Genomic DNA, 19392 nt, shown 5'->3' with positions numbered 1-19392 from the left:
CTCCGTCATGAGAGTTGCCACATGCATTTAGGCATCACGTGATGCCGGTAACACGTCTCTGAGAACTCGATCAAGCATCGCTGCAATGTGGTCTCGATTGTAGGTCGTCTCTGCTGCGGCCCGTCCTTGCTCGCCATATTGCCGTCTCAACTCCGCGTCACAAGCGAGCTTCTTGAACGTTGGTAATAGGTTCTGAGTGTCGCTGGGCGAGACTGCGATTCCACAATTTGCATTTTTTATTCGTTTGGCCGGTTCGCCGTCGGCGATCAACAAGATCGGCAGTGACGATGCCATCGCCTCGTAGATCTTGCTGGGAACGGCGCCGGGAATGGTCATTCCCAAACTGATGATGGCGACATCGGCTGAAGCGAGTAGCGCGGGAATCCGTTCGCGTGGCTGCGCCGGAACGATCTTGACGCGGTCGATTGATTCACGCTCAATCCGTTTCTCTAAGTCCTCACGCGCAGGCCCGTCTCCGACTAAGACGAAACGCCCTGGTGTGGAGGCATCGAGTGACTTGGCGAGATCGAGGATTTGATTCAACCCTTGGGCCAAGCCAAGCAGCCCCGCGAAAATAAAGATGGGCCCTGGTTCGGGCCCTAGCAATTGCCGTGCGTCATCGTCGGCGTGCTCAGGACCAAAGCGACTCGGGTCGACGCCATTGGTAATGACCTGCGTTCGTACCTCTGGACATCGCACTCGCACCGAGGCGATGATTTCATCGGATTGTCCCGTGATGGCAGTGGCGCGACGATAGGTGGATAGTTCCAAACGTTCGGCCATCTTGGTGGCTAAACCGGGTTTGACTACTCCCATGCGAATCGCTGATTCAGGCCACAAATCGCTGACGTTAAATACAAAGGGACACTTCCATCGTTTTGCCAAATATTTTGCAGCATAACTGATGAAAAGCGGTGGTGACTCGACGAACAACAGGTCGGGACGTTGGCAAAGTTTGGGACCAAAACGCTTGGCACCGCGAACGAACGAGAAATAACAGCGAATGCGTTTGCTAAAACCTTGTTTGGCGGTGTACAGCGGAACGCGAACCGTGCGAATCCGGCCGACCTGATGCACATGCGGCTGCCGAGGGTCGAATCCTTCAAACACTTTCCCGGTCGGGTAATTGGGGAGCGCCGTCAACGCTTCGACGTCCCAACCCAAATCAATCAGCCGTTCGCCAAGCTCCGATAAACGAGCTTGCGGTGCGCCCATCTCAGGAGGAAAGTATTGAGTTAATATGCAGATTCGAGGGCGTGATCCGTCCGACGATGACCCCGTTTCCGTTGCCAGTCGCGACAACTCAGTGGTCGACATATTCACTAGCTCCGGTACTTGAGGTGGAATGTTTTGAAGTCAAATTGTTTACCGCCATAAATTTTCAGCCTTGGTGCGTTGTATTTCTGTTACCGGTTCCTTCATCCGCTATTGGATTTCAGGGGCGGTCAAGATTGTTGATCACAAAGCGACGTTTGCCCGCCGGGGTCAGCGGAATTTCTGAAACCGTTTCCACATCGACGCGAAGATCTTCCGCCCCTCGTTCGGCCAGGGTCGATGCAATGTGTTGTTTGGTTTCGCGGGAGAACCCTTGACGCGGCACGATCCGAACTTGCACAGAATCTCGTTCGTTTTGAACTACCTGAAACGAATCGACTTCTTGGAAATGTTCCAGCACCCCGGTGAAGAAATGAACAATCAATCGGTTTCCTGTCGGGGTAACAACACAATCGGTGTCACGTCCCTGGATACCTCGCATTAATTCAAATCCACGTCCGCAACGACAAGGTTGGCCATCGCTACGGGTCGCACGGTCGCCAATACGATAACGGATTAACGGCATCGGGCCGGGGTGTAGACGCGTTACGATCACGTCGCCGGTTTGATTGGCACCGACGGGGTTGTTGTCCGCATCGAGGTACTCGACGATGACGTCCAACGAGTGGATGTGATATTGGTTGTCGTGACCACATTGGGCTGCAATGTGCATTCCCTCGCAACATCCATAGGTGTCCCGGACCTGAGTGCCAAACGTCGATTCGATCATTTCTCGATACCGCGGATACACCATGTCACCCCACGTGATCACCGATCGCAGCGGCCGGTTCCAGCCCTGCTTTTTTGCCCGTCTTGCCAAGTAGTACAGGCTGCTAGGGTACCCCCATACGTGATCAATTTTGTATCGATCAATTCGTTCTAGGTTTTCATCCAAACGGTCGTCGTGCAGGTCAAATGCGGGAATGTAGTGGCAACGCAATAGTCGGTCTTTGATGCGGCGGTCGATTGATCGATTCAACGTGATGCCGGTCTGCAGATGTGGTTCGCCAAACGTCCAATCCGCCCAATCCAAACACAACAAGAACGAGGCACGGTACCAGCCAGCCGTCCAAGCATCTTCTTTGATGCAAAAATTTTTGCCTGTTGACCCCGACGTGCACGCTTCGTAGACCTTTTGTCCGGTGTCTCTGGTTGTTTGATCAGGATAGCCCGATCGCAACATCGTCTTGTCGACCACCGGCAGTTTGACGAGATCCGCAGCGGTGCGAATATCGCTTGGCTTTACTCCCGCCGCCTCCATTTGCTGGCGATAAAAAGGGACTTCCGCATACGACGTGCGAATCAATTTGGCGAGTGCTTCGTCACGATACGCTTGCACTCGCTCGGAATCCCACCACTGGGCCTGTTGCAGGAAATGGTATCTCTGCATCATTTGCTGTCCAAATGCACGATCCCCCGCTGGCAGCAATATCTTGGAGACAAACCATGACCAAGTGCGATCTTTTAGGGGGCGTGATGGCATAGCGTTAGGATGATTTTTTTCCAATGTAGACAAGACCGTAGCCAAGGATGTCGTGGCGGTCGCACCATTGTCCCATTCGATCGATCGCGTTTTGTGAAGTTTGGCGAATACGGGCCGGAGTCAGACGGCGAAGTCGGTTCGGCAACCTCATGCTTCGCAGTGCGACCCCCGCATAAACCGATTGGCAACGGATTTCTTGGAAACCCGCTTCCGCACCCATCTTTCGCAGCAGCGATCGGCGGATGTTTTTCTGCCAAACCAGATTGGGCGGAACCAATTTGCGAAACCAGTAACGAATTTCGCGGCGCAGTGTCCACGGGGACCAGAAGCTAGGCACAAATTGATACAACAATCCGCCAGGTTTAAGCACGCGATGAGATTCCGACATAATGATTCGCTGTTGATCTCGAGTGAAATGTTCAAGCACTCCGAAGCTGGCGTAGCAGTCCAGCGAATTGTCCTCAAACGGCAGATCGAGAATCGTGCCTTCAACCCACTGCACCGTTCCGGGCAGGTCCGTCAAGTTTTCGCCTCGAGCTTGGGCCTCGTTGATCAATTTTGCTGAATAATCCAGCCCAATGCAGTGATGCCCGAGCGAGGCAAACATATAGACGAATTGCCCCAGCCCACAGCCTGCCTCGACGATCTTGCTGTGCGGAGGCAAGAGATCAAATAGTGGCTTCAAATGGTCGGCATCATACAGCCCGCGGCAATGTTCCATCGTTTCTTGCGGCGTCGCCACAAGACGTTCTTCCCATTGATCCGCCTGAGTGGGTAGCGTGTTGCTCATGATGTCTCCTGCGTCATTCGTTGCTGCTTAGCGATTGAATTTGGCGTTGCCAGTCCGTAGGTTTGCAAAACCCGTTGCGGTGCGTTTGCTAACAAGAAAGTACGAATTTGCTCGAGCTGTGCTTCGTCGAATAGTTCCTTGCTGCGTCCCACGGCTCCGCTACGGACCCCGTCATGAGAATGCGGGATGTCCGGTTTTTCTTGATCGCCAATCATGAACTCCAGCAGCTTGGCGACTTCGTCGTCATAATGTTCGACGAGTTTTTCGTAGTGAATCGCGACTTGCCGTGATTCGGGGACATCGGCAAGCCCAGCGAGAATGTCGCGTTGGTTGGCGGTGTAGTACCAGCTTAGAAAGTCGACCAAGCTGTATCGAGCGGCTTGCTGAAATCCGCCAGGCCGGACGCCGAGATAGCCGCGGTGAACCAATCGCATCCACCGCAATCGATGCATTGTGTGGATGCACGCGCTTCGCATGGCAAAAAAGCGGCCACCATAGGAATGGGCACGATAACGATCGATGAACCCACCGCAGTCGTTTTTGGCCAAGAAGTTTTTCATCGACGCGATCGTGTCGAGCGGGTTTCGCTGGAAATGCACATAGCGTGCCTCGGGAAACGCTTCCTTCAATAGCGGCAGGAAGTTCGAGAGGGTGGGCGAGATCAGCACGATCGGATTGCCAGAGGCTCGTGATTCGATGTACGAACGGACGCGACGTACTCGCCATGGTTTCAGTAGCGAATCGAGCCATCCTGGGTGTCCAATTCCGTCATCGCCGAACGGATTGACCGATTTGATCGGGTACAGCGAGTACAGGAACTGCGTCGTGTAGGTGTTGTGCGTGAACACGCTGTGATCGGGGATGCAGCGGACCACGCGAGACAACCAACTGCTTCCCGAACGCGGCGAACTAAGAATGATGGTAATTTGCACAGCGTGTTATTCCTACAGTGAACCACGATCCGCAGCGTGTAGCTTGGGGTGGCGATAAATCAGTAATTGGGAACGAGCAAATTTGTGCCGAAACCAGTTGGGCATGCGGGCATCAACCCGATGAGCCCAGCGACGATATTTACGATTGAACGAGCCACCCGGAAGCAGTTTGTGAAATCGCTCGATGCTGCCAAGAGACAATGCATCGACCTGTTCGAAATACAATGCCGCGTTTTGCAGATATGTCTGAGAGCTATTGCTGCGATCGGGATGCGGGTCGCTCGCTTTCCATTTGGCAAACGCCTTTTTATTCAGCGAAGAGGGGCGATTCCGTACCGGAACCATCCATCGCAGCGCATCGAGTGTGGGGCTATTCTCAGCCGGTTCGAAAAACCTTGCTTCGCCCTCGGGTTTGAGCATTCCCGCTGCTTTCGCCAAATATTCTCGCTCAAGTTCTTCGGTCAGATGGTGCAAAAACGCTTTGCCAACGACGCAATCAAATGGTTCATCTTCGAGGTTCAATGAGGTGAAGTCTCCCGACATGCCTTGGACACGTTCGGGACCAAAGCCAAGTTTCTGTGCGGCTTGGTTGACGATCCGTGCACTTTCGCTAGAGATATCGACGGCGACGACTTGAGCCCCCAGCATGCACATCGCTAGTGCATTGACGCCGTTGCCACAGCCCAATTCCAGCACACGTTTACCTTTGAGCCGATCCGCGAAACCATCCATGTACATTCCGTACCAACTGGTGTCGGTCCGCACCGCGTCACTAAAGAAGTCGTCAAAGTTTTCGACCATGTGGACAATCTCGTCGACATTCACGTCGCGATAAGATTGGTCGTAGTGTTGTTCGTTCTCGCGAACGTTTTCAGTGGTGTCAACGACTCGCATGGTTGGATTCCGTAAGAGGCATTTCAGTGCGTTGCTTTTTCGCTTAACGTTTCGAACAGTCGGACCCATTTCGGCAAGATCGTCGGCCAATCAAATTGGCTGGCGAATGCATGGGCATTTTGTGATAGTTTCCCGGCTAATCCGTCTTCGTTCAACACGCGGCGGACCGCCGCTCCCATTGCGGCCGTGTCATCCGGCGGCACGAGCAGGGCATTGTGGTTGTGATCGACCAGATCGGGCATGCCTCCGACATCGGTACTGACGACGCACAATCCACACGCCATCGCTTCGAGTACGCTGACCGGCGTGTTGTCGAAATTGGTCGTGTTGATGAAAACGTCAGCTTGCGCCAGATGATCTGGAATTTGAGTTTTCGGGACCCCGCCGGTGAATCGAACACGATCCGCGACACCTAACTCGGACGCTGCTCGTTGCGTGGCCTGAAAGCTGCCATCGCCTTTATCAGGACCTACCATCGTTAGCTGGATATCGGGAAAGGCATGTTGCAGATCGGCAACCAAGCGGATCGCCAGCGTGGGGTTGTACAAGTGATGGAAGCTGCGTACCCAAACCAAGTTGGCGGCAGGCTTGTCTCGCAAACAAAAGGAGTAGCGGTTCAGGTGCAGTGGATTTGGCAACAATTGGATATCGTTTCGATACCGTTCCATTCGTTGTTGCAGATATTCCGAAGGCGTTGTGACAACCGCGGCATGCCGCAGCAAGCGATCGACGCGGCGCGGCCAACGTTTGCTGAAATCTGGTAAATTGCCGCCACGCAAAGTCAAAGCATACGGCTTACCAGCAGCCCGCAAAACGAAGCATGCAGATTCAGCCAATCCAAAGCCGAGCCCGCTGTAAACATCGACGTTAGCCGCACTGTACTCGTGTCGTCGTTTCCAGGTGGTGGTGACGATATCAAGTAACCGCGCCGCACGGGGACGCTGATTCGAAGCGGTGAATACATTTAGTCCTACCGATTCAAGTTTGCCGGCCAGATCTTCACACACCGAATGGTTGCCGACATTGCCCGAGAGGAAATTGCCTACCAACAGGACGGACGTGTTTGCGGAAGTGCTCATCGTAAAGCCAACACGGTGTCGTAGATCTCTGAAAGTTGTCCGATGACCGCCTCGGCACTGTACTGCGTTTGAACGCGGTTGAAAAAGGCGCGGCCTAAGGATTTGCGTTTGCTCTCGTCGGCCAGTAGCGAGATGATCGCGTTTGCTAATTGTGTCGACTCACTTGCGGGAACAAGCAATCCCGCCTTGCCATCGTCTAGCACATCGCCGCATTGCCCCACGCGTGTTGCCACCACCGGCATTGAGGTGGCGCCGTATTCCAACAGCGAAACGGGAAGCCCTTCGGAAGTGGAACTGAGTACGCCGATGTCACAGCAATGCAGGATACTGCTGACATCCTCGCGTATCCCCATCAGCGTGACGTGGGACTGCAACCCTTGGATCTGGATTTCACGTTGCACCTGCGTCAGGTAGTTGGCGTCTGGGTGAGCCCCGACCAACAACAAGTGGGCATCAGGGTAGATCCCCACGACACGCTGCATCGCACGGACCAGAGTCAAATGGTCTTTGACGGGGCGAACGTTGGCGACGCATACGATTCGGGTGCCTCGGCTGCCTGGCAATTCGCAATTCGGAATGACTTGTTTTGTGGTGTCGACGAAGTTTGGCAAGCACCAAATCCGGTCTTTAGGAAAATGCAACCGATGATGAGACCAATCTGCTAATGGTTTGCTGACCGCGACCACGCCTCCGACATGTCGCAACAATAAACGGAACAACCATGTCGGTCGTTCTTTGCGTTCGTTGGTTCCGTAGTGGTCGTGCCACACGATCGCAGGATGCGGCGAGAACATTGCTGCCATTCGTGCGACTAAGATCGAAGAACCATGAGCATGCAAGACGTCGACACGGTGTTTGCGATTGTACTGCACTAAATTGCGAATCGCCCGAAGATCAAATGTGTGTTTACGGTGCAAACAAATTCGGCCGACATCAGCGGAAACGCACGGAGTAAGTGGCCCGTCACGCCGTGTCGTGCATAACGAGGTTCGATACCGATCGCGAGGCATTTGGTTCACCAACTCGACAGCAATTCGCTCACGCCCTCCTAAATCGAGCGTGTCGGTCATGTGCATCACATGAATTCGACGATCGGTTTTATTCTCCGCAATCATTCGTTCAACAATACTTCAGCGGAGTCTTGTTTGACAGCGTGATTCGAATGGTTAGTTGGAACTAAGCGGATACCCCAAGTGTGTTCTAGGAGACTGGCCAACGCCGATCGCAAGCCTTCACGCGAATAGCGTTGCGACCAATGGGAGGCTTGTTGACCTAGCTCGCGGTATTTAGTCGGGTCGTCGACAATCGATTTCATCGCGGTAACGAATCGTTCGGTGTCGCCGTCTGGCAACAAGATTCCTCGCCCGCAGAGCATTCGCCCCACTTGCCCATGGTTCACCGCCACACAGATCAGCCCGTGGCACATTGCTTCGGCGATGACCTTGGGCCAACCTTCGGAATGGACCGAGGGCAAAAGAAGACAATCGGCCCATCGATAGTGTTGGAGTGATTGATCAAAGGGCACAGCGCCCACAAAATGGGTGAATTCCGCAATTCCGCTGGCCCTGGCCTGCGATTCTAATTCGTCTCGCAGAGGACCATCGCCGACGATACGGACTTCCAATTTGATGCCGCTGGCGGCCACCGCAGCGATCGCGTCGATGAATACATGCACTCGTTTTTCTGCGACCAAGCGTCCTGAGAACAGCACTCTTAGCGGGTAAGAAAATGTTTTGCTTCGAGCATGCGTTACTGCGGATTCAATCTGTTCGTCACTCATCATCGAGGTAAAGAACGCATGAACGTGCGGCGGTTGGTTTTGCCATTCTCCATAGACTGTGACCGGAGCCCCCCACCACCATGATTTCAATAACCGACGCTGTAACCGTCCGGTCAAATTTTCTCCTGGGTATCCGTTCCATTGTCCTGCATACTTGGCAACGCGATAGCGAGAAAAGAAACGTGCCAGCAACACGCCGAGGAAGCCTAGGTTTCCGGGGCATCGTACATGAATCGCGTCCGCATGCGCCATGGCGCGACTTAGACCAATAATGACAAGAGGAAGCCGAATCAGCTGAGCAATTTTGGCCCCGAGCGAATCTCCACCCGTTTTTAAAATGGGATGAATGCTAATGTTTGTACGTTCAAATGGCATGCTGTCGCCCTTGGGGGCGAAGTCTCGACACGGCGCCGCGATCACAACCTCAGGAAACAAATCGGCCCAGATGTCAATTTCCCGGGCATAGGGGCCGAACGCATAAAGTTTGCCCTCGTGACGATAATGGACTACATGCGATAACACGACCAGTCGTTTCATTATCTGCCTGCACTTCGTAGCAAGACAGCTCGACGGCACCGCAATGGGAAATCGTCCGCTTTCGATCCAATGCGGATCGAAGTGCGGGACACGATTCGACCCCATTGCTTGTTTATGGAACTGTGACTTGTTGTTTGATCCACGGATCCGGTTCGGGCTTTGTTGGCGTGCCCTCGTTCATGTTCACATGCCAATGTTCCGTCAACAATTGACGCAATGCTTCACGTAATGTTTCCAGCGAGTATCGCTGCGAAAAGATAGCCGCCCGTCGTGATACCTCGATTCGCTGTTCCGGAGCAGATGCGAGTTCACGCAACGTGTTTGTCAGGGCATCGACGTCTCTCGCAGGAACAACAAAACCTCTGCCCTCGCCTAGCATCCAGGGGACTAGCCCACGGTCAGATCCTACGCACACCAAGCCGCAGGCCATTGCTTCGGCGATCGCTTTGGGCCAACCTTCGGTGTCCGATGCCAGCACGAGCACTTGAGATCGGTCGTAAAAATCAAAGACCTGATCAAAATCAATCGCGCCAGCGAAGTGAACGCATTCTTCGAGTTTCAATCGTTGGACTTGTTCGCCAAGATGACGGCGTTCTGAGCCATCACCGACGATGTCGCAGTGTACGCGGATGCCCGCCTGTTTTAATTTTGCCACTGCCTCGATCAGCACATCCACGTTTTTGCTTTTAGACAACCGACCAACGAACAACAGAGTCAACGTTTGTTGAGCCGTTTTTCGTGCTGCGATTTCTTTAGCCCGGTCGATCTGTTCTGCAGTCATCACCGACGTGAAAAATGGGATCACATGTGGCGGCTGGTTTGGCCAATCACCGTACACTGTCACGATTCCACGCCACCATCGCGAGCCAAGTAAGTACCGCTGCAATCGGACGCTCCACGATTCCCCAGGAAATCCGTCCCATTGTCCGGCATATTTCGCAATCAGTTTGTTGCTAAAACAGGGTGCGAGAATCACGCCCAATAGACCTAGATTGCCGGGGCATCGCACGTGGACTGCGTCGGTTGCCCGCATTGCGAAGACCAGCGCCCCTACGATTCGTGGTAGCAGAAACAATTGCCACAACTTCGCTCTGACCGATTCGCCGCCGCTAGCCGGGATCGATCTTAGTTCTACATTCTCTCGCGAGATCGCCACGCCGTCGCCCGGCGGCGGTCCCACTTTGCAGGGCGCCGCAATCGAGACATCCGTAAACAGATCGCACCAAATGTTGATCTCGCGAGCATAAGGTCCGTAGGCAAAAATCTTGCCCTCGTGTCGATAGTGAGTGACATGGGTCACAATCAGTAATCGTTTAACGCACGTCACAGTGACCTCTTTGTTTCGCGCTGGTGGGCTGCAATTGCATTTCGCAGATTTTTCCTTCGCCAACGTGAATGAATCCCATCTCGCAGTTCGACGCGAGTTGGCGGTCCGATTCCGAATCGCCAATCATTAGCGAACGTTCCACGTCAATGTTCCATTTATCACGTGCCGCGTGAATCATGCCTGGCTGAGGTTTGCGGCAATCACATGATCCAATTTCATGAGGGCAAACAAAGACATCGTCGATGATGGCACCTTTCGCGGCAAGTTCGCGAACCATTTGTGCGTGGATCGAATCGACATTCGCCTGTGTCATCAATCCTCGTGCGACGCCACGCTGATTGGTTACCACAATGACCAAGAAATCGAGTGCATTGAACAGGCGAATCCAATCGATTGTATTGGGGATCCATTGAAATTGTTCCCAACTGCGGATGTAGTCACCGTCATCGGCTTTGACGTTGATCACGCCATCGCGATCAAGAAAGATGCAGCGGCGGCTCACCAGCGATCTCCATCGACAAAGATGACTTTGCTGCCCTCGGGTTCCATACGAAAGGGGACTTCGACCAGGTCGAATAACGCCTCACGCAATTGTGATTGCAAATGAGGTTCACAGAAAAAGAGCACAAATCCGCCGTCCCCTGCGCCAAGCAATTTGCCTCCGAGCGCCCCCGCGTCAATGCCGCGATTGTAGACCGAATCAATGTCGCCGTTGCTAATCGAGGACTCAAGTGTTTTCTTCGTTTCCCATGCATCATGCAATAAACGACCAAACGCATTGAGGTCACGGCCTTCGGAAAGAATGCTTCGCATTTGGTGTGCGATCCCACACAATTGACGAAGCGCCGGACGTCTCGATTCACAATTGGATTTTTGTTTCTTCAACACGCTGCTTGCCCGCCGTGTTTTGCCCGTGAAAAACAGCAGCAGCCGGCGGTTCAGTTCCTCCCAGGTCCCGCGACGGCAGACAACGGGGTCGACAAACACGGTGCCGTCAGGATGAAACTGAATGAATTTCAAACCGCCAAAGCCGGCAATGTATTGATCCTGTTTCCCAATGGGTTCTTTCAGGATATTGATTTCGATGTTGCAAGCTTGCTCGGCCAGACGTTTGGCGGTAACCACATGGCCATTGAGAATGTGTAATGCGTGTAACAATCCGACGGTGAAGCTGCTGGACGACCCCATGCCGCTTTGCCCTGGTAAATCGGCAACCGAAACGATCTCCAACCCTTTGCGGATATCCAGTGATTTAAGGCATTCACGGACAATCGGATGTTGGATTTCATCGGGGGTATCGACAAGCTCGGTTTGCGAGTAGCTGACACGAAACGAGTCACCAAACCGCTCCTTCACTGTCAAATACATATATTTATCGATTGCGGTGGAAATCACCGCACCCGGTTCTTGACTGTGGAAGACCTCGAGATCCGAGCCACCTCCGGCGAAACTAATGCGAAACGGAGTCCGTGTGATGATCATGTTAGCTGCTCCGCTATTCGCTCGAGCCGTTCAGGAGTGCCGATGTCGTAAAACCGCTGACGTGTGACATGTCCGAACAATTTTCGTTCGGCAATCAGTTGAGGAAAAATCTGCTGCTCAAGCGAGACGTTCCCCGAGGGAATCGAGTCGAGCACCGCTCGCTGAAACGCAAGCACCCCTGCTTCGACATATCGAAGGGAGGTGTCATCAGCGGCGTCTTTTTTGTATTTGGCAACGAAGCCTTCTTCGTCCAAGGCGATATTGTTCGTGACTCCGGTGTCTTCCGTTTGATTGTCGTAAACGGTCACTACTCCGGTGGCCGATGAATCCGCCAGCGTGTTCAGGACGTCTGCATAGGAAATCGGTAGATAGGAATCGCCGTAAATCACCAAAAACGCATCGGCCAGTAGCGACGCTGCTTGACGCAGTGCCCCACCTGTGCCCAGCGGCGTGGTTTCACGAGAGTAATGAATCGTCAGCCCTAAACCGGATCCGTCGCCGAAGTGTTCTTCAATCTGTTCCCCGAGATATCCGGTTAGCAATACGATGTCGGTGATCGATTGCTGCTCTAGCAATCGTAGTTGATGTTCCAAATAGGGAGTCCCGGCGATGGGGACCATTGGTTTGGGAACCGTCTTGGTCAGCGGCCAAAGCCGAGTGCCTAGACCGCCGGCGAGGATTACAGCTTGCATGTCGGTTGGTTCATTTCAAGGAGCGTGTTTTCGATGGCAAAGCGGATCGCTTGCTCTGAATTATGCTTTGCCTGCCAACCGAGTTGGTTGATCGCCGAGACATCCAGTAGAAATCGTGGCACGTCCCCTGCCCAACCTCCTTCGGTCCCCGTGTATTCAAATTTGACGTTCTTGAGCTTCATCGCTTCGACCATCAATTCCGCGATTCGGTCGACCGTGATCGAGTCACTGCAGCCTAGATTGAAGGTGTTGATCGGTTGCTTGGCATGCTCGATCGCATACAACATCGCATCCACGCATTCACTGCTTAGCAGATACGACTTTGCTTGTTTTCCATTGCCCAGGATCGGCAGTCGCGTGGGGTCATCGAGCAATTTATGAGCAAAATCGGCAATGACCGTGCGGCCGCGAGAGCGAACTTTCTTTCCGACAATATTGGCAAACCGGAACACCCAACACTGCATGTCAAACAGATGTTGAAATGATCCGATCAATCCTTCGCAGGCCAGTTTGCTGGCACCGTAAAGTGAGATTGGATGCGGTGCTTGTTGCTCACTGATCGGCTGGGTTTCGCAAACACCATAGACGGCCGAGGTGGACGAGAACGCTAGTTTTTTGACGCTATGTTGCCGCATCGTTTCGAGCACCGCATAGGTCGCCAACGTGTTCTGTTTCAGATCCTTGTCCGTCGCATCGCCGGGAGTAAATTTGACATCGGGGTTGGCAGCCAAATGATAGACCATCTCGACCGAATCCATCGCGGCATCCAGTTCGCGTTGATCGAGCAAATCGCCTTCGATGAAACGAAAGTGATCATGTGCGAGCAGCGGTTCGATATGCTCTCGACGTCCGCTACTGAGGTTGTCTAGCACCGTGACGTGATCGCCTCGTGCGACCAAGGCCTCGGCTAAATCGGAGCCGATACAACCAGCGCCGCCTGTGATTAAAACCTTACTTGACATCTTATCCGTTGTAATTCGTACGAAGGAGGCTCGAGGAATCACGCAATCCAATTGAGTGTCGAGGTGTGCGCATGCGTGGTGATATACGAGGACGGTGGTGTAGAAAAACAATCGCGGCAGCGACAATAAACCAGATCCCTTTTGCTTGGAACTGTGTCGAGGTAAAGGCGGAAGTCAACGTCATCGTGACCAGCAGCCCGAGAGGCAAATCGCCTCGGCGGCGATATTCCCAACCGATATAAGCAAAAGAAAAAACGAAGGCAGTGAATACGATGATCCCTGGGACTCCATTTTCGGCCAGCGTTTTGAGCCAAGCCGAGTGGGCGGCTTTCTCGACCCCAAGTTTGCGTTTGCCGAGTCCATCGGTGTTTTTTAGATTGGCCCAGCCCCGCTTGAATCCTCCGGTGCCGATGCCCAAGGGATTCTCAAGAAAGATTCGCCAGGCACCGATCGCAAAATCAGATCGGCTGCTGGTCCGTTCAGCAGCGGTGTATTGGTCATCGAATAATTTGTCGATCCGGCCCATCGATCGATCGCGAAGATTGGGAAATGCATTGATCACAATGATCACCGCCAGCATCCCGACCACGATAAACTTGAATCGTTTTGTGTTGGAACGTACCGAGGTCAGAACAAACAGAATGCATGCGCTGGCCACCAAAATTCCGCCACGGCTGCCGACTAAGAATGCCCAACAACAATTGACGGCAAAAAGCACCAGCAGCGTTGTCCGCGCCCTTCCTTCCTTTGATTTCCCAGCGATTGCAAAACAGGTAGCAAAGATCCCCGTCAGAAAAAAGTAGGTCAATGCATTGGGATCAATGTAATTGCGATCAATGATGTCTTTTTCAACATACTCAGCACGAGCTTCGACAAAACTCAATTCGTTTTGCATAAAGAAAAACGCAAGCCCGCCCACAGCCGACAGGGTTCCAACGGATATTCCCAACACGTACCAAACGTGTGAATAGTTGCGGCAACGATAGAAATAGGCAAGCAATCCAAAGACGGAAACCAAATTCAGCAGATGCAGGATGCCATCTTTTAAACCAGGTGTCAGGATCAATCCGCCGCACAGGATAAAAACGTAAAATTGAAGCAGTCGAGTGTGAGGATCTTTTTGGCGTAATTGCAGGGGAAGCGTAAGCAGGATAACGAGCACAAGCCAGTAGTTAAACGTGTTGTACCGCAGCACGCCCGTGGTCATCAGGAACACACGTGATAACGCATCGACCGAACAGATCGCACTGACGCCCAACACGCCTATTAACGGATGGCGAAGCCCAATCATGGCCATCGCAAAACCACACAAGGTGACCAAGCCCAAAGCGGCTTTGAAACCGATGATCACGGTGCTCAACCAAAGCAGTGCCACCCCGACGCCGATCCACAATGCCGCGTTCTCTGCTCTGCTGTTTTTAGGCAGCGCAGCATTGCGTTCAATCGGAGGAGGTCCGGTCGAAATGAAGGTGCGATGAGATGCCAAGCCAGCGGACATGATTTTCTGTGTTAGCCCGATTTCAGTTTGGAGTCGCGTCGCAAAAATCGATCCACAAAAAACATGGTCCTACCGCGTACAAAGTTCCATCGCCGCTTCATCTGTCCTGGGCGGACGAAGGTCAAACTTCGTAATACGGTGTCCAGACCAAACGCGTACATGAACCGCAGCGTATCAAGAAAGGTGCGGTTCTCGAGGCAACGTTGGTGAATGTCATACGCATTTTGGATACCGGCGTAAGCAATCACATAACTGTTTGGACGTCCTGCTTTATCAGGCAGATGCAACACGTGGGCCTTTCCCGCCATCATCAACTTGCCATGACGTCCCATGCGTAGACTGATGTCGAGGTCTTCGCCCGTACTGTGGCCCCCAAAGTTCTCATTGAATTTGACCTCGCGGATTACCGACGTTTTCCACATCATCGCACAACCGCTAAGCCAGTCACCTTGAACCACCGAATCGGTCGGTGGTTGAAATACCCATGGGACCGAAATGCCACCTCGAGTGTAAGTGCCGGGCTTTAGATGCGGCACGATTCGAAACAGGCGACGGATACGCCACAACAGCGGCGGCGACTTGACGCCTTGTTGGTCATGGGCGTTAACACCGACCACTTGGTCTTCGTTGTCCCGATACACTTGAGCCATTTCAGCGAGGCATCGCGGCTGAAGGACGATGTCGTCGTCAAAGAAAACGAGCAAATCGGTTTCGACCCAACGAATCGCAAAGTTGCGTGAACAGGTCAAGGTTTGATACGCACCTTGGACGCGAAAATAGCATACCTCGTGCGCCAAATCCGCCAATTTAGGATAGCTGGCGATTCGCTGTTCGGTCTCGTCCCCAGGGCTTGCGTCAACAATCACAAGACGGTCCGGCTTTAAGTCTTGCTGGGGCAGCGAATCGAGAAAGCGAATACAGCTGTCGGGACGTTTGAAGGTGCAAATGCATACGGTCAAACCTTGACGAAGCGGGGTCGATTCGTCGGGCAGTTCCGGAATGTCCTGCACTCTCACTCCATTACGAATGAAAGTCAGAACGTCTTCTTGTTGACGGGCGTCAACGCGGGGTTCGGTTACGGAAGCACTCATGGGAATTGGTTCGGTTTAGGCTGCCACCTGCGAGTAGGCTTCGATGCACTGGCGATAAAAAGCCTCATTTTGTGATCGAAGTTTATGGATCGAAAAGGTTTGTTCGATTCGTTCGCGACCCGCTTCACCTAGACGAGCGGCGATGTCGTCATTTTGCAGTAGGCGAACGATTGCCGCACGGATCTCGTCGATGTTATCAGGGTCGACGAGCAATCCATCTTGGTCTTCACGCATCAACTCTGACCCCGCTCCGCGTTTGCTGGCGATCGTGGGGCAACCACATGCCATGGCCTCAAGCGGTGCAAGCGCAAACGCTTCGGCATAGGAGGGGAACACCGCCAAGCGGGCTCGGCGAAGGACGTTGAACAAGTCTTCGCGGTCAAGGTGCCCGTGAAAGACGACGTGTTGCAGTTCGTCGCGACTCAGTAGCGAACAGAGGTGCTGTTGCATCGATTGACCATCGATCGTCGGACGGTCTTTTCCGTAAAGGTGAAGCATCGCATTGGGGCATTCTGCGAGCACTTGACGCCATGCTTTGAACAGCGGAATGACCCCCTTCTTTTCAGTGAGCGTTCCCGTGAACACCACATCCTGGTTGGCGACACGATCCGCTGTTAGCGTTGGTTGGACTTCGACCGGATTGTAGAGGATCGCATCGGGACCGCTTCGCAATTTGAAAAGTTCGCGAGTCTTTGCCGCAGTGTAGTTGCTAACCGAACACCAGTAATCGACGCGACGCATCGAAGCGCGTTCCAACCAGTAAGTGGTATTGCCGACCGAACCGTTGATTTCCGCTGCGAAATAACTTGCTGATCCATTAAGCCGGGCCACGACGGGAACAGGAAGCTTTGGCCAGCCCGCAGCCCAGCCGGCCCAATCAGGCACTTCGACGATGTCCACTTCGCCATTTTGGCACCAGCGTGCGATCTGTTTGTAGAGATGAAAACGACTCGTCAGCGCCGCGATGGGGCCGGGAGGTCGACGAAATCTCCACACTCGGACTCCTTGGTCTTCTTCGTAATCCGCCGATGGATAGCTTCGTGGGTACATTCCTGCCACACGAACTTGATGACCCGATTGTGCCAGTTCTCGCGCTAGGACCTGGACACAGGTGCCAATGCCTCCGTGGGGACCTGGTGGATATTCGTTGCAGATGAAGCAGATTTTCATCAGTTCTTGGCGGAAATCTTCTGCAAGACTTGGGTGATCTTGTCGCTGGAGCGGCCGATGGGTAGATCGAGTTCAAATTCGACAAATTGGCGTCGTTTATCTCGATCGAGCGAAGGGTCGTCGAGATAAGCGTTGACGTGTTCGGCTAATTCGTCTGGCGTGCCGGCGAATCTCGCTGCGCCCATTTCGACAACCGGACGGTAGTGCTCGAATTTGTAGTAGTAATCTTTCAGCGGCACGCCAAATGGCGGTGGCGTCATGGTGTTGAAACCGATGTTCACAACCGGTTTGTCCCGAATCGCGAAATCGAGTGTCATGGTGGACGCGACATTGATGTTTAGATCCACATGCTTGGTCAGATTCGCCAGCAATTGGATGTCGTCACGCGAGGGAATCACGGAGGTCCAATCACCGGGGATGGTCTGCAGCCAACGAGGTTTGCTGTAAATCAACTCGGGATAGTCGCGGCAAACATCTCCATAACGCACACGCTCATCAGCCCGTGTCACCGGGGCGGGACGTAGCAAGACTTGCGGATTGCCCTTGATGCGTCCCGAGCTGACTAATTCCATCAAGATTCGAACGTGGTTCTGGTCTTCGGGCGTTGTACCGGGCTCGCCGCCGGAGTAGCAGATGATCGGTCTTGCCGGATCCGCCCCCACTTGCCGACAAAATTCCTCGCGTGACCAAACCAACGATTCATCCGCATACGGATCGAATTGCGGAGTCCCGACGACATGGATGTTTTCACCATTGACTTCGGGATAGTACTGCAGCAGTTCGTCACGCATCTGGTTACTCCAAACCAGAAAATGATCGAAGGGGGCCGCGATACGACCTTTGCTGGTGATGTTATCCCAGCTGAAGATAAACGTCGCGGTGGGGATTCCCATGGATCGCGCCGCAAGTGCCGCAGGAATCACCTCGAGGCAGCGTTGATGAGAACAAAACAGAACCGTCGGGCGAATCTCTTCAAACAGCTTGACATATTCGTCGACGCTTTCCAGCTTCGCCGCTGCCCGATCATGCCATTGCAACAGTTTGCCGATCCGATGAGGCGAGGCGGACATCCAACCATACGCGCGAGAGGCATACGTTTGGATTCGACTGCGTTTATTGCCTCGTACCGGCATCTTGCGTGCGTACCGCATTGCCATCGTATCATTGAGATACAGATGTGCATGAGACAACGATCGTCGTAGAAAACGTACCAGCGGTTCATCTCGATAGGGAATACACTGCTTCCAGTGCACTCGATCGTTTTCCGTTTTTTTGTACTCGTCGAGATGTTGCTCGGGGATGTCGTGAAAGGCATACACCTCACCGAACTCGGCGGCACGATCAAGAAAGGAGCCGAGTACAAAGTTTCGGATCCCGACTCCGTCTGGAAAAAATGCAGCAGTTTTCATCTGCCCCATTTTAATCGCAGATGTCTGGTTATCGACTTCCGAAAGGGCATTATTTGATTGCAATAACACGACCTAGTACTCGTTTTAGTGGTAATCGAGAAGTAACTACTTTACACAGCGGACGGGGAAGACAGCTCGCCACCGATTCAGCCGCCACAACCGGCCAAAGCGGCAGTTTGATTAATTTGCCTTTGAGCCACACGTAAGGAATTACCTTTGTAAATCCCGCCTCTTTAAAAACGCGTGCCAATTCGGTCGTCGTGTATTCCTTCAAATGTAATCCAGTCGGTTCGTCGTCGTCAAAGAACTGCGAGACATCATGAGGTCCCGACAATGCATTCGGCGTACGGCAAATATAGACTCCGCCGGGCGCCAGGACCTCGATCACGTTCTTCAGGTGAAGGGCGGCGTCCTCGGGATGCAGGTGTTCAAACAAATCCTTGCTGTAGGCCACATCCACACTGTTTCGTTTGATCGGAATGTCGCTGCCATCGGAGATCACCAATTCGCAATTCTCGGGACACCCAGCGATGGTCATGATTTCTTCGGATACATCGACCGCATAGGCTTGTTGCACCATTGGGGCGACTCCGAACGTCAACGCACAATCGCCTGGTCCGATTTCGAGGAAAGTGCTATCTGGTTTTAAGAATTTGCGTAGAAAGGGAATCGTGCTGGCCACACGTCGGGCCCGCCCGTCCTGTTCTTTACCACTAACAAGGGGATGGTGTTTGACGCGTTGAAATAGCTCGTCGTAGACCTCTGAATAAAGCGTTGCACGTTCCTCGGCTGATGCATGACGCAACCGATCAGCGAGCGCTTTTTCAATCTCGTAATGTTCGCGTATTTCATCAATCGTTCGCCCATCGTTATCTAATACTCGTGAACTCATCATTTTCCCCCCGGAGGATGATCTACAGTGTTCAACTAATCTAAGTGTGTAAAGTCATTC

General features: G+C 53.1%; 18 protein-coding genes. All 18 read right to left on the bottom strand.

Annotated features, from left to right (window positions below; translation table 11 throughout):
• Positions 1 to 27 precede the first annotated feature (27 nt).
• The gene (locus tag ABEA92_RS12800; protein ID WP_345684225.1) at positions 28 to 1317 is read right to left on the bottom strand and encodes a glycosyltransferase family 4 protein; all 1290 of its coding nucleotides are present in this window, start codon (positions 1315 to 1317) and stop codon (positions 28 to 30) included.
• Positions 1318 to 1435: 118 nt separating this feature from the next.
• The gene (locus ABEA92_RS12795) at positions 1436 to 2797 is read right to left on the bottom strand and encodes a phenylacetate--CoA ligase family protein (RefSeq protein ID WP_345684224.1); all 1362 of its coding nucleotides are present in this window, start codon (positions 2795 to 2797) and stop codon (positions 1436 to 1438) included.
• Between the two features lie 4 nt (positions 2798 to 2801).
• The gene (locus ABEA92_RS12790; RefSeq protein ID WP_345684223.1) at positions 2802 to 3587 is read right to left on the bottom strand and encodes a class I SAM-dependent methyltransferase; all 786 of its coding nucleotides are present in this window, start codon (positions 3585 to 3587) and stop codon (positions 2802 to 2804) included.
• Positions 3584 to 4519, bottom strand: a complete 936-nt coding sequence (locus ABEA92_RS12785; RefSeq protein WP_345684222.1) for a sulfotransferase family protein — start codon at positions 4517 to 4519, stop codon at positions 3584 to 3586. Before ABEA92_RS12785 ends, ABEA92_RS12790 begins: the two co-directional genes overlap by 4 nt.
• Before the next feature lie 12 nt (positions 4520 to 4531).
• Complete coding sequence (locus ABEA92_RS12780) at positions 4532 to 5413, bottom strand: class I SAM-dependent methyltransferase (protein WP_345684221.1); 882 nt, start codon at positions 5411 to 5413, stop codon at positions 4532 to 4534.
• Between the two features lie 23 nt (positions 5414 to 5436).
• Complete coding sequence (locus tag ABEA92_RS12775) at positions 5437 to 6492, bottom strand: glycosyltransferase family 4 protein (protein WP_345684220.1); 1056 nt, start codon at positions 6490 to 6492, stop codon at positions 5437 to 5439.
• On the bottom strand, positions 6489 to 7607 hold the full coding sequence (locus tag ABEA92_RS12770; protein ID WP_345684219.1) for a glycosyltransferase: 1119 nt from the start codon (positions 7605 to 7607) through the stop codon (positions 6489 to 6491). The genes ABEA92_RS12775 and ABEA92_RS12770 overlap by 4 nt, the downstream gene beginning before the upstream one ends.
• Positions 7604 to 8809, bottom strand: coding sequence for a glycosyltransferase (locus tag ABEA92_RS12765; RefSeq protein ID WP_345684218.1), 1206 nt, complete (start codon positions 8807 to 8809; stop codon positions 7604 to 7606). Before ABEA92_RS12765 ends, ABEA92_RS12770 begins: the two co-directional genes overlap by 4 nt.
• Before the next feature lie 112 nt (positions 8810 to 8921).
• Entirely contained in the window at positions 8922 to 10109 is a 1188-nt protein-coding gene (locus ABEA92_RS12760) for a glycosyltransferase family 4 protein (RefSeq protein WP_345684217.1), read from the bottom strand.
• Positions 10110 to 10122: 13 nt separating this feature from the next.
• The gene (locus ABEA92_RS12755) at positions 10123 to 10638 is read right to left on the bottom strand and encodes a D-glycero-alpha-D-manno-heptose-1,7-bisphosphate 7-phosphatase (protein ID WP_345684216.1); all 516 of its coding nucleotides are present in this window, start codon (positions 10636 to 10638) and stop codon (positions 10123 to 10125) included.
• Positions 10635 to 11618 carry a GHMP family kinase ATP-binding protein gene (locus ABEA92_RS12750; RefSeq protein WP_345684215.1) on the bottom strand — a complete coding sequence of 328 codons (984 nt, stop codon included), beginning with the start codon at positions 11616 to 11618 and terminating at the stop codon, positions 10635 to 10637. Before ABEA92_RS12750 ends, ABEA92_RS12755 begins: the two co-directional genes overlap by 4 nt.
• On the bottom strand, positions 11615 to 12310 hold the full coding sequence (locus ABEA92_RS12745; protein ID WP_345684214.1) for a nucleotidyltransferase family protein: 696 nt from the start codon (positions 12308 to 12310) through the stop codon (positions 11615 to 11617). Before ABEA92_RS12745 ends, ABEA92_RS12750 begins: the two co-directional genes overlap by 4 nt.
• The gene (locus ABEA92_RS12740) at positions 12298 to 13272 is read right to left on the bottom strand and encodes an SDR family NAD(P)-dependent oxidoreductase (protein WP_345684213.1); all 975 of its coding nucleotides are present in this window, start codon (positions 13270 to 13272) and stop codon (positions 12298 to 12300) included. Before ABEA92_RS12740 ends, ABEA92_RS12745 begins: the two co-directional genes overlap by 13 nt.
• 1 nt (position 13273) lies before the next feature.
• Positions 13274 to 14770 (bottom strand): O-antigen ligase family protein, encoded by a 1497-nt coding sequence (locus ABEA92_RS12735; RefSeq protein WP_345684212.1) that lies wholly within the window; start codon positions 14768 to 14770, stop codon positions 13274 to 13276.
• Between the two features lie 11 nt (positions 14771 to 14781).
• Positions 14782 to 15861, bottom strand: coding sequence for a glycosyltransferase family 2 protein (locus ABEA92_RS12730; protein WP_345684211.1), 1080 nt, complete (start codon positions 15859 to 15861; stop codon positions 14782 to 14784).
• Between the two features lie 15 nt (positions 15862 to 15876).
• Positions 15877 to 17031: a glycosyltransferase family 4 protein gene (locus ABEA92_RS12725; RefSeq protein WP_345684210.1), complete on the bottom strand. Its 1155-nt coding sequence runs from the start codon at positions 17029 to 17031 to the stop codon at positions 15877 to 15879.
• Positions 17031 to 18440, bottom strand: a complete 1410-nt coding sequence (locus ABEA92_RS12720) for a hypothetical protein (protein WP_345684209.1) — start codon at positions 18438 to 18440, stop codon at positions 17031 to 17033. The genes ABEA92_RS12725 and ABEA92_RS12720 overlap by 1 nt, the downstream gene beginning before the upstream one ends.
• Before the next feature lie 49 nt (positions 18441 to 18489).
• Complete coding sequence (locus ABEA92_RS12715) at positions 18490 to 19335, bottom strand: class I SAM-dependent methyltransferase (RefSeq protein WP_345684208.1); 846 nt, start codon at positions 19333 to 19335, stop codon at positions 18490 to 18492.
• Positions 19336 to 19392 lie beyond the last annotated feature (57 nt).

This window comes from Novipirellula caenicola, from assembly GCF_039545035.1.
GTDB lineage: Bacteria > Planctomycetota > Planctomycetia > Pirellulales > Pirellulaceae > Novipirellula > Novipirellula caenicola.
The sequence above is the reverse complement of the archived record's forward strand: the minus strand, read 5'-3'. Positions and strand labels throughout refer to the sequence as shown.

Excerpts from the sequence above, each read along its gene's own strand:
- ABEA92_RS12800 (WP_345684225.1), bottom strand. The coding sequence starts at position 1,317 with ATGTCGACCACTGAGTTGTCGCGACTGGCAACGGAAACGGGGTCATCG.
- ABEA92_RS12795 (WP_345684224.1), bottom strand. The coding sequence starts at position 2,797 with ATGCCATCACGCCCCCTAAAAGATCGCACTTGGTCATGGTTTGTCTCC.
- ABEA92_RS12790 (WP_345684223.1), bottom strand. The coding sequence starts at position 3,587 with ATGAGCAACACGCTACCCACTCAGGCGGATCAATGGGAAGAACGTCTT.
- ABEA92_RS12780 (WP_345684221.1), bottom strand. The coding sequence starts at position 5,413 with ATGCGAGTCGTTGACACCACTGAAAACGTTCGCGAGAACGAACAACAC.
- ABEA92_RS12775 (WP_345684220.1), bottom strand. The coding sequence starts at position 6,492 with ATGAGCACTTCCGCAAACACGTCCGTCCTGTTGGTAGGCAATTTCCTC.
- ABEA92_RS12770 (WP_345684219.1), bottom strand. The coding sequence starts at position 7,607 with ATGATTGCGGAGAATAAAACCGATCGTCGAATTCATGTGATGCACATG.
- ABEA92_RS12765 (WP_345684218.1), bottom strand. The coding sequence starts at position 8,809 with ATGAAACGACTGGTCGTGTTATCGCATGTAGTCCATTATCGTCACGAG.
- ABEA92_RS12750 (WP_345684215.1), bottom strand. The coding sequence starts at position 11,618 with ATGATCATCACACGGACTCCGTTTCGCATTAGTTTCGCCGGAGGTGGC.
- ABEA92_RS12745 (WP_345684214.1), bottom strand. The coding sequence starts at position 12,310 with ATGCAAGCTGTAATCCTCGCCGGCGGTCTAGGCACTCGGCTTTGGCCG.
- ABEA92_RS12740 (WP_345684213.1), bottom strand. The coding sequence starts at position 13,272 with ATGTCAAGTAAGGTTTTAATCACAGGCGGCGCTGGTTGTATCGGCTCC.
- ABEA92_RS12735 (WP_345684212.1), bottom strand. The coding sequence starts at position 14,770 with ATGTCCGCTGGCTTGGCATCTCATCGCACCTTCATTTCGACCGGACCT.
- ABEA92_RS12730 (WP_345684211.1), bottom strand. The coding sequence starts at position 15,861 with ATGAGTGCTTCCGTAACCGAACCCCGCGTTGACGCCCGTCAACAAGAA.
- ABEA92_RS12725 (WP_345684210.1), bottom strand. The coding sequence starts at position 17,031 with ATGAAAATCTGCTTCATCTGCAACGAATATCCACCAGGTCCCCACGGA.
- ABEA92_RS12720 (WP_345684209.1), bottom strand. The coding sequence starts at position 18,440 with ATGAAAACTGCTGCATTTTTTCCAGACGGAGTCGGGATCCGAAACTTT.
- ABEA92_RS12715 (WP_345684208.1), bottom strand. The coding sequence starts at position 19,335 with ATGATGAGTTCACGAGTATTAGATAACGATGGGCGAACGATTGATGAA.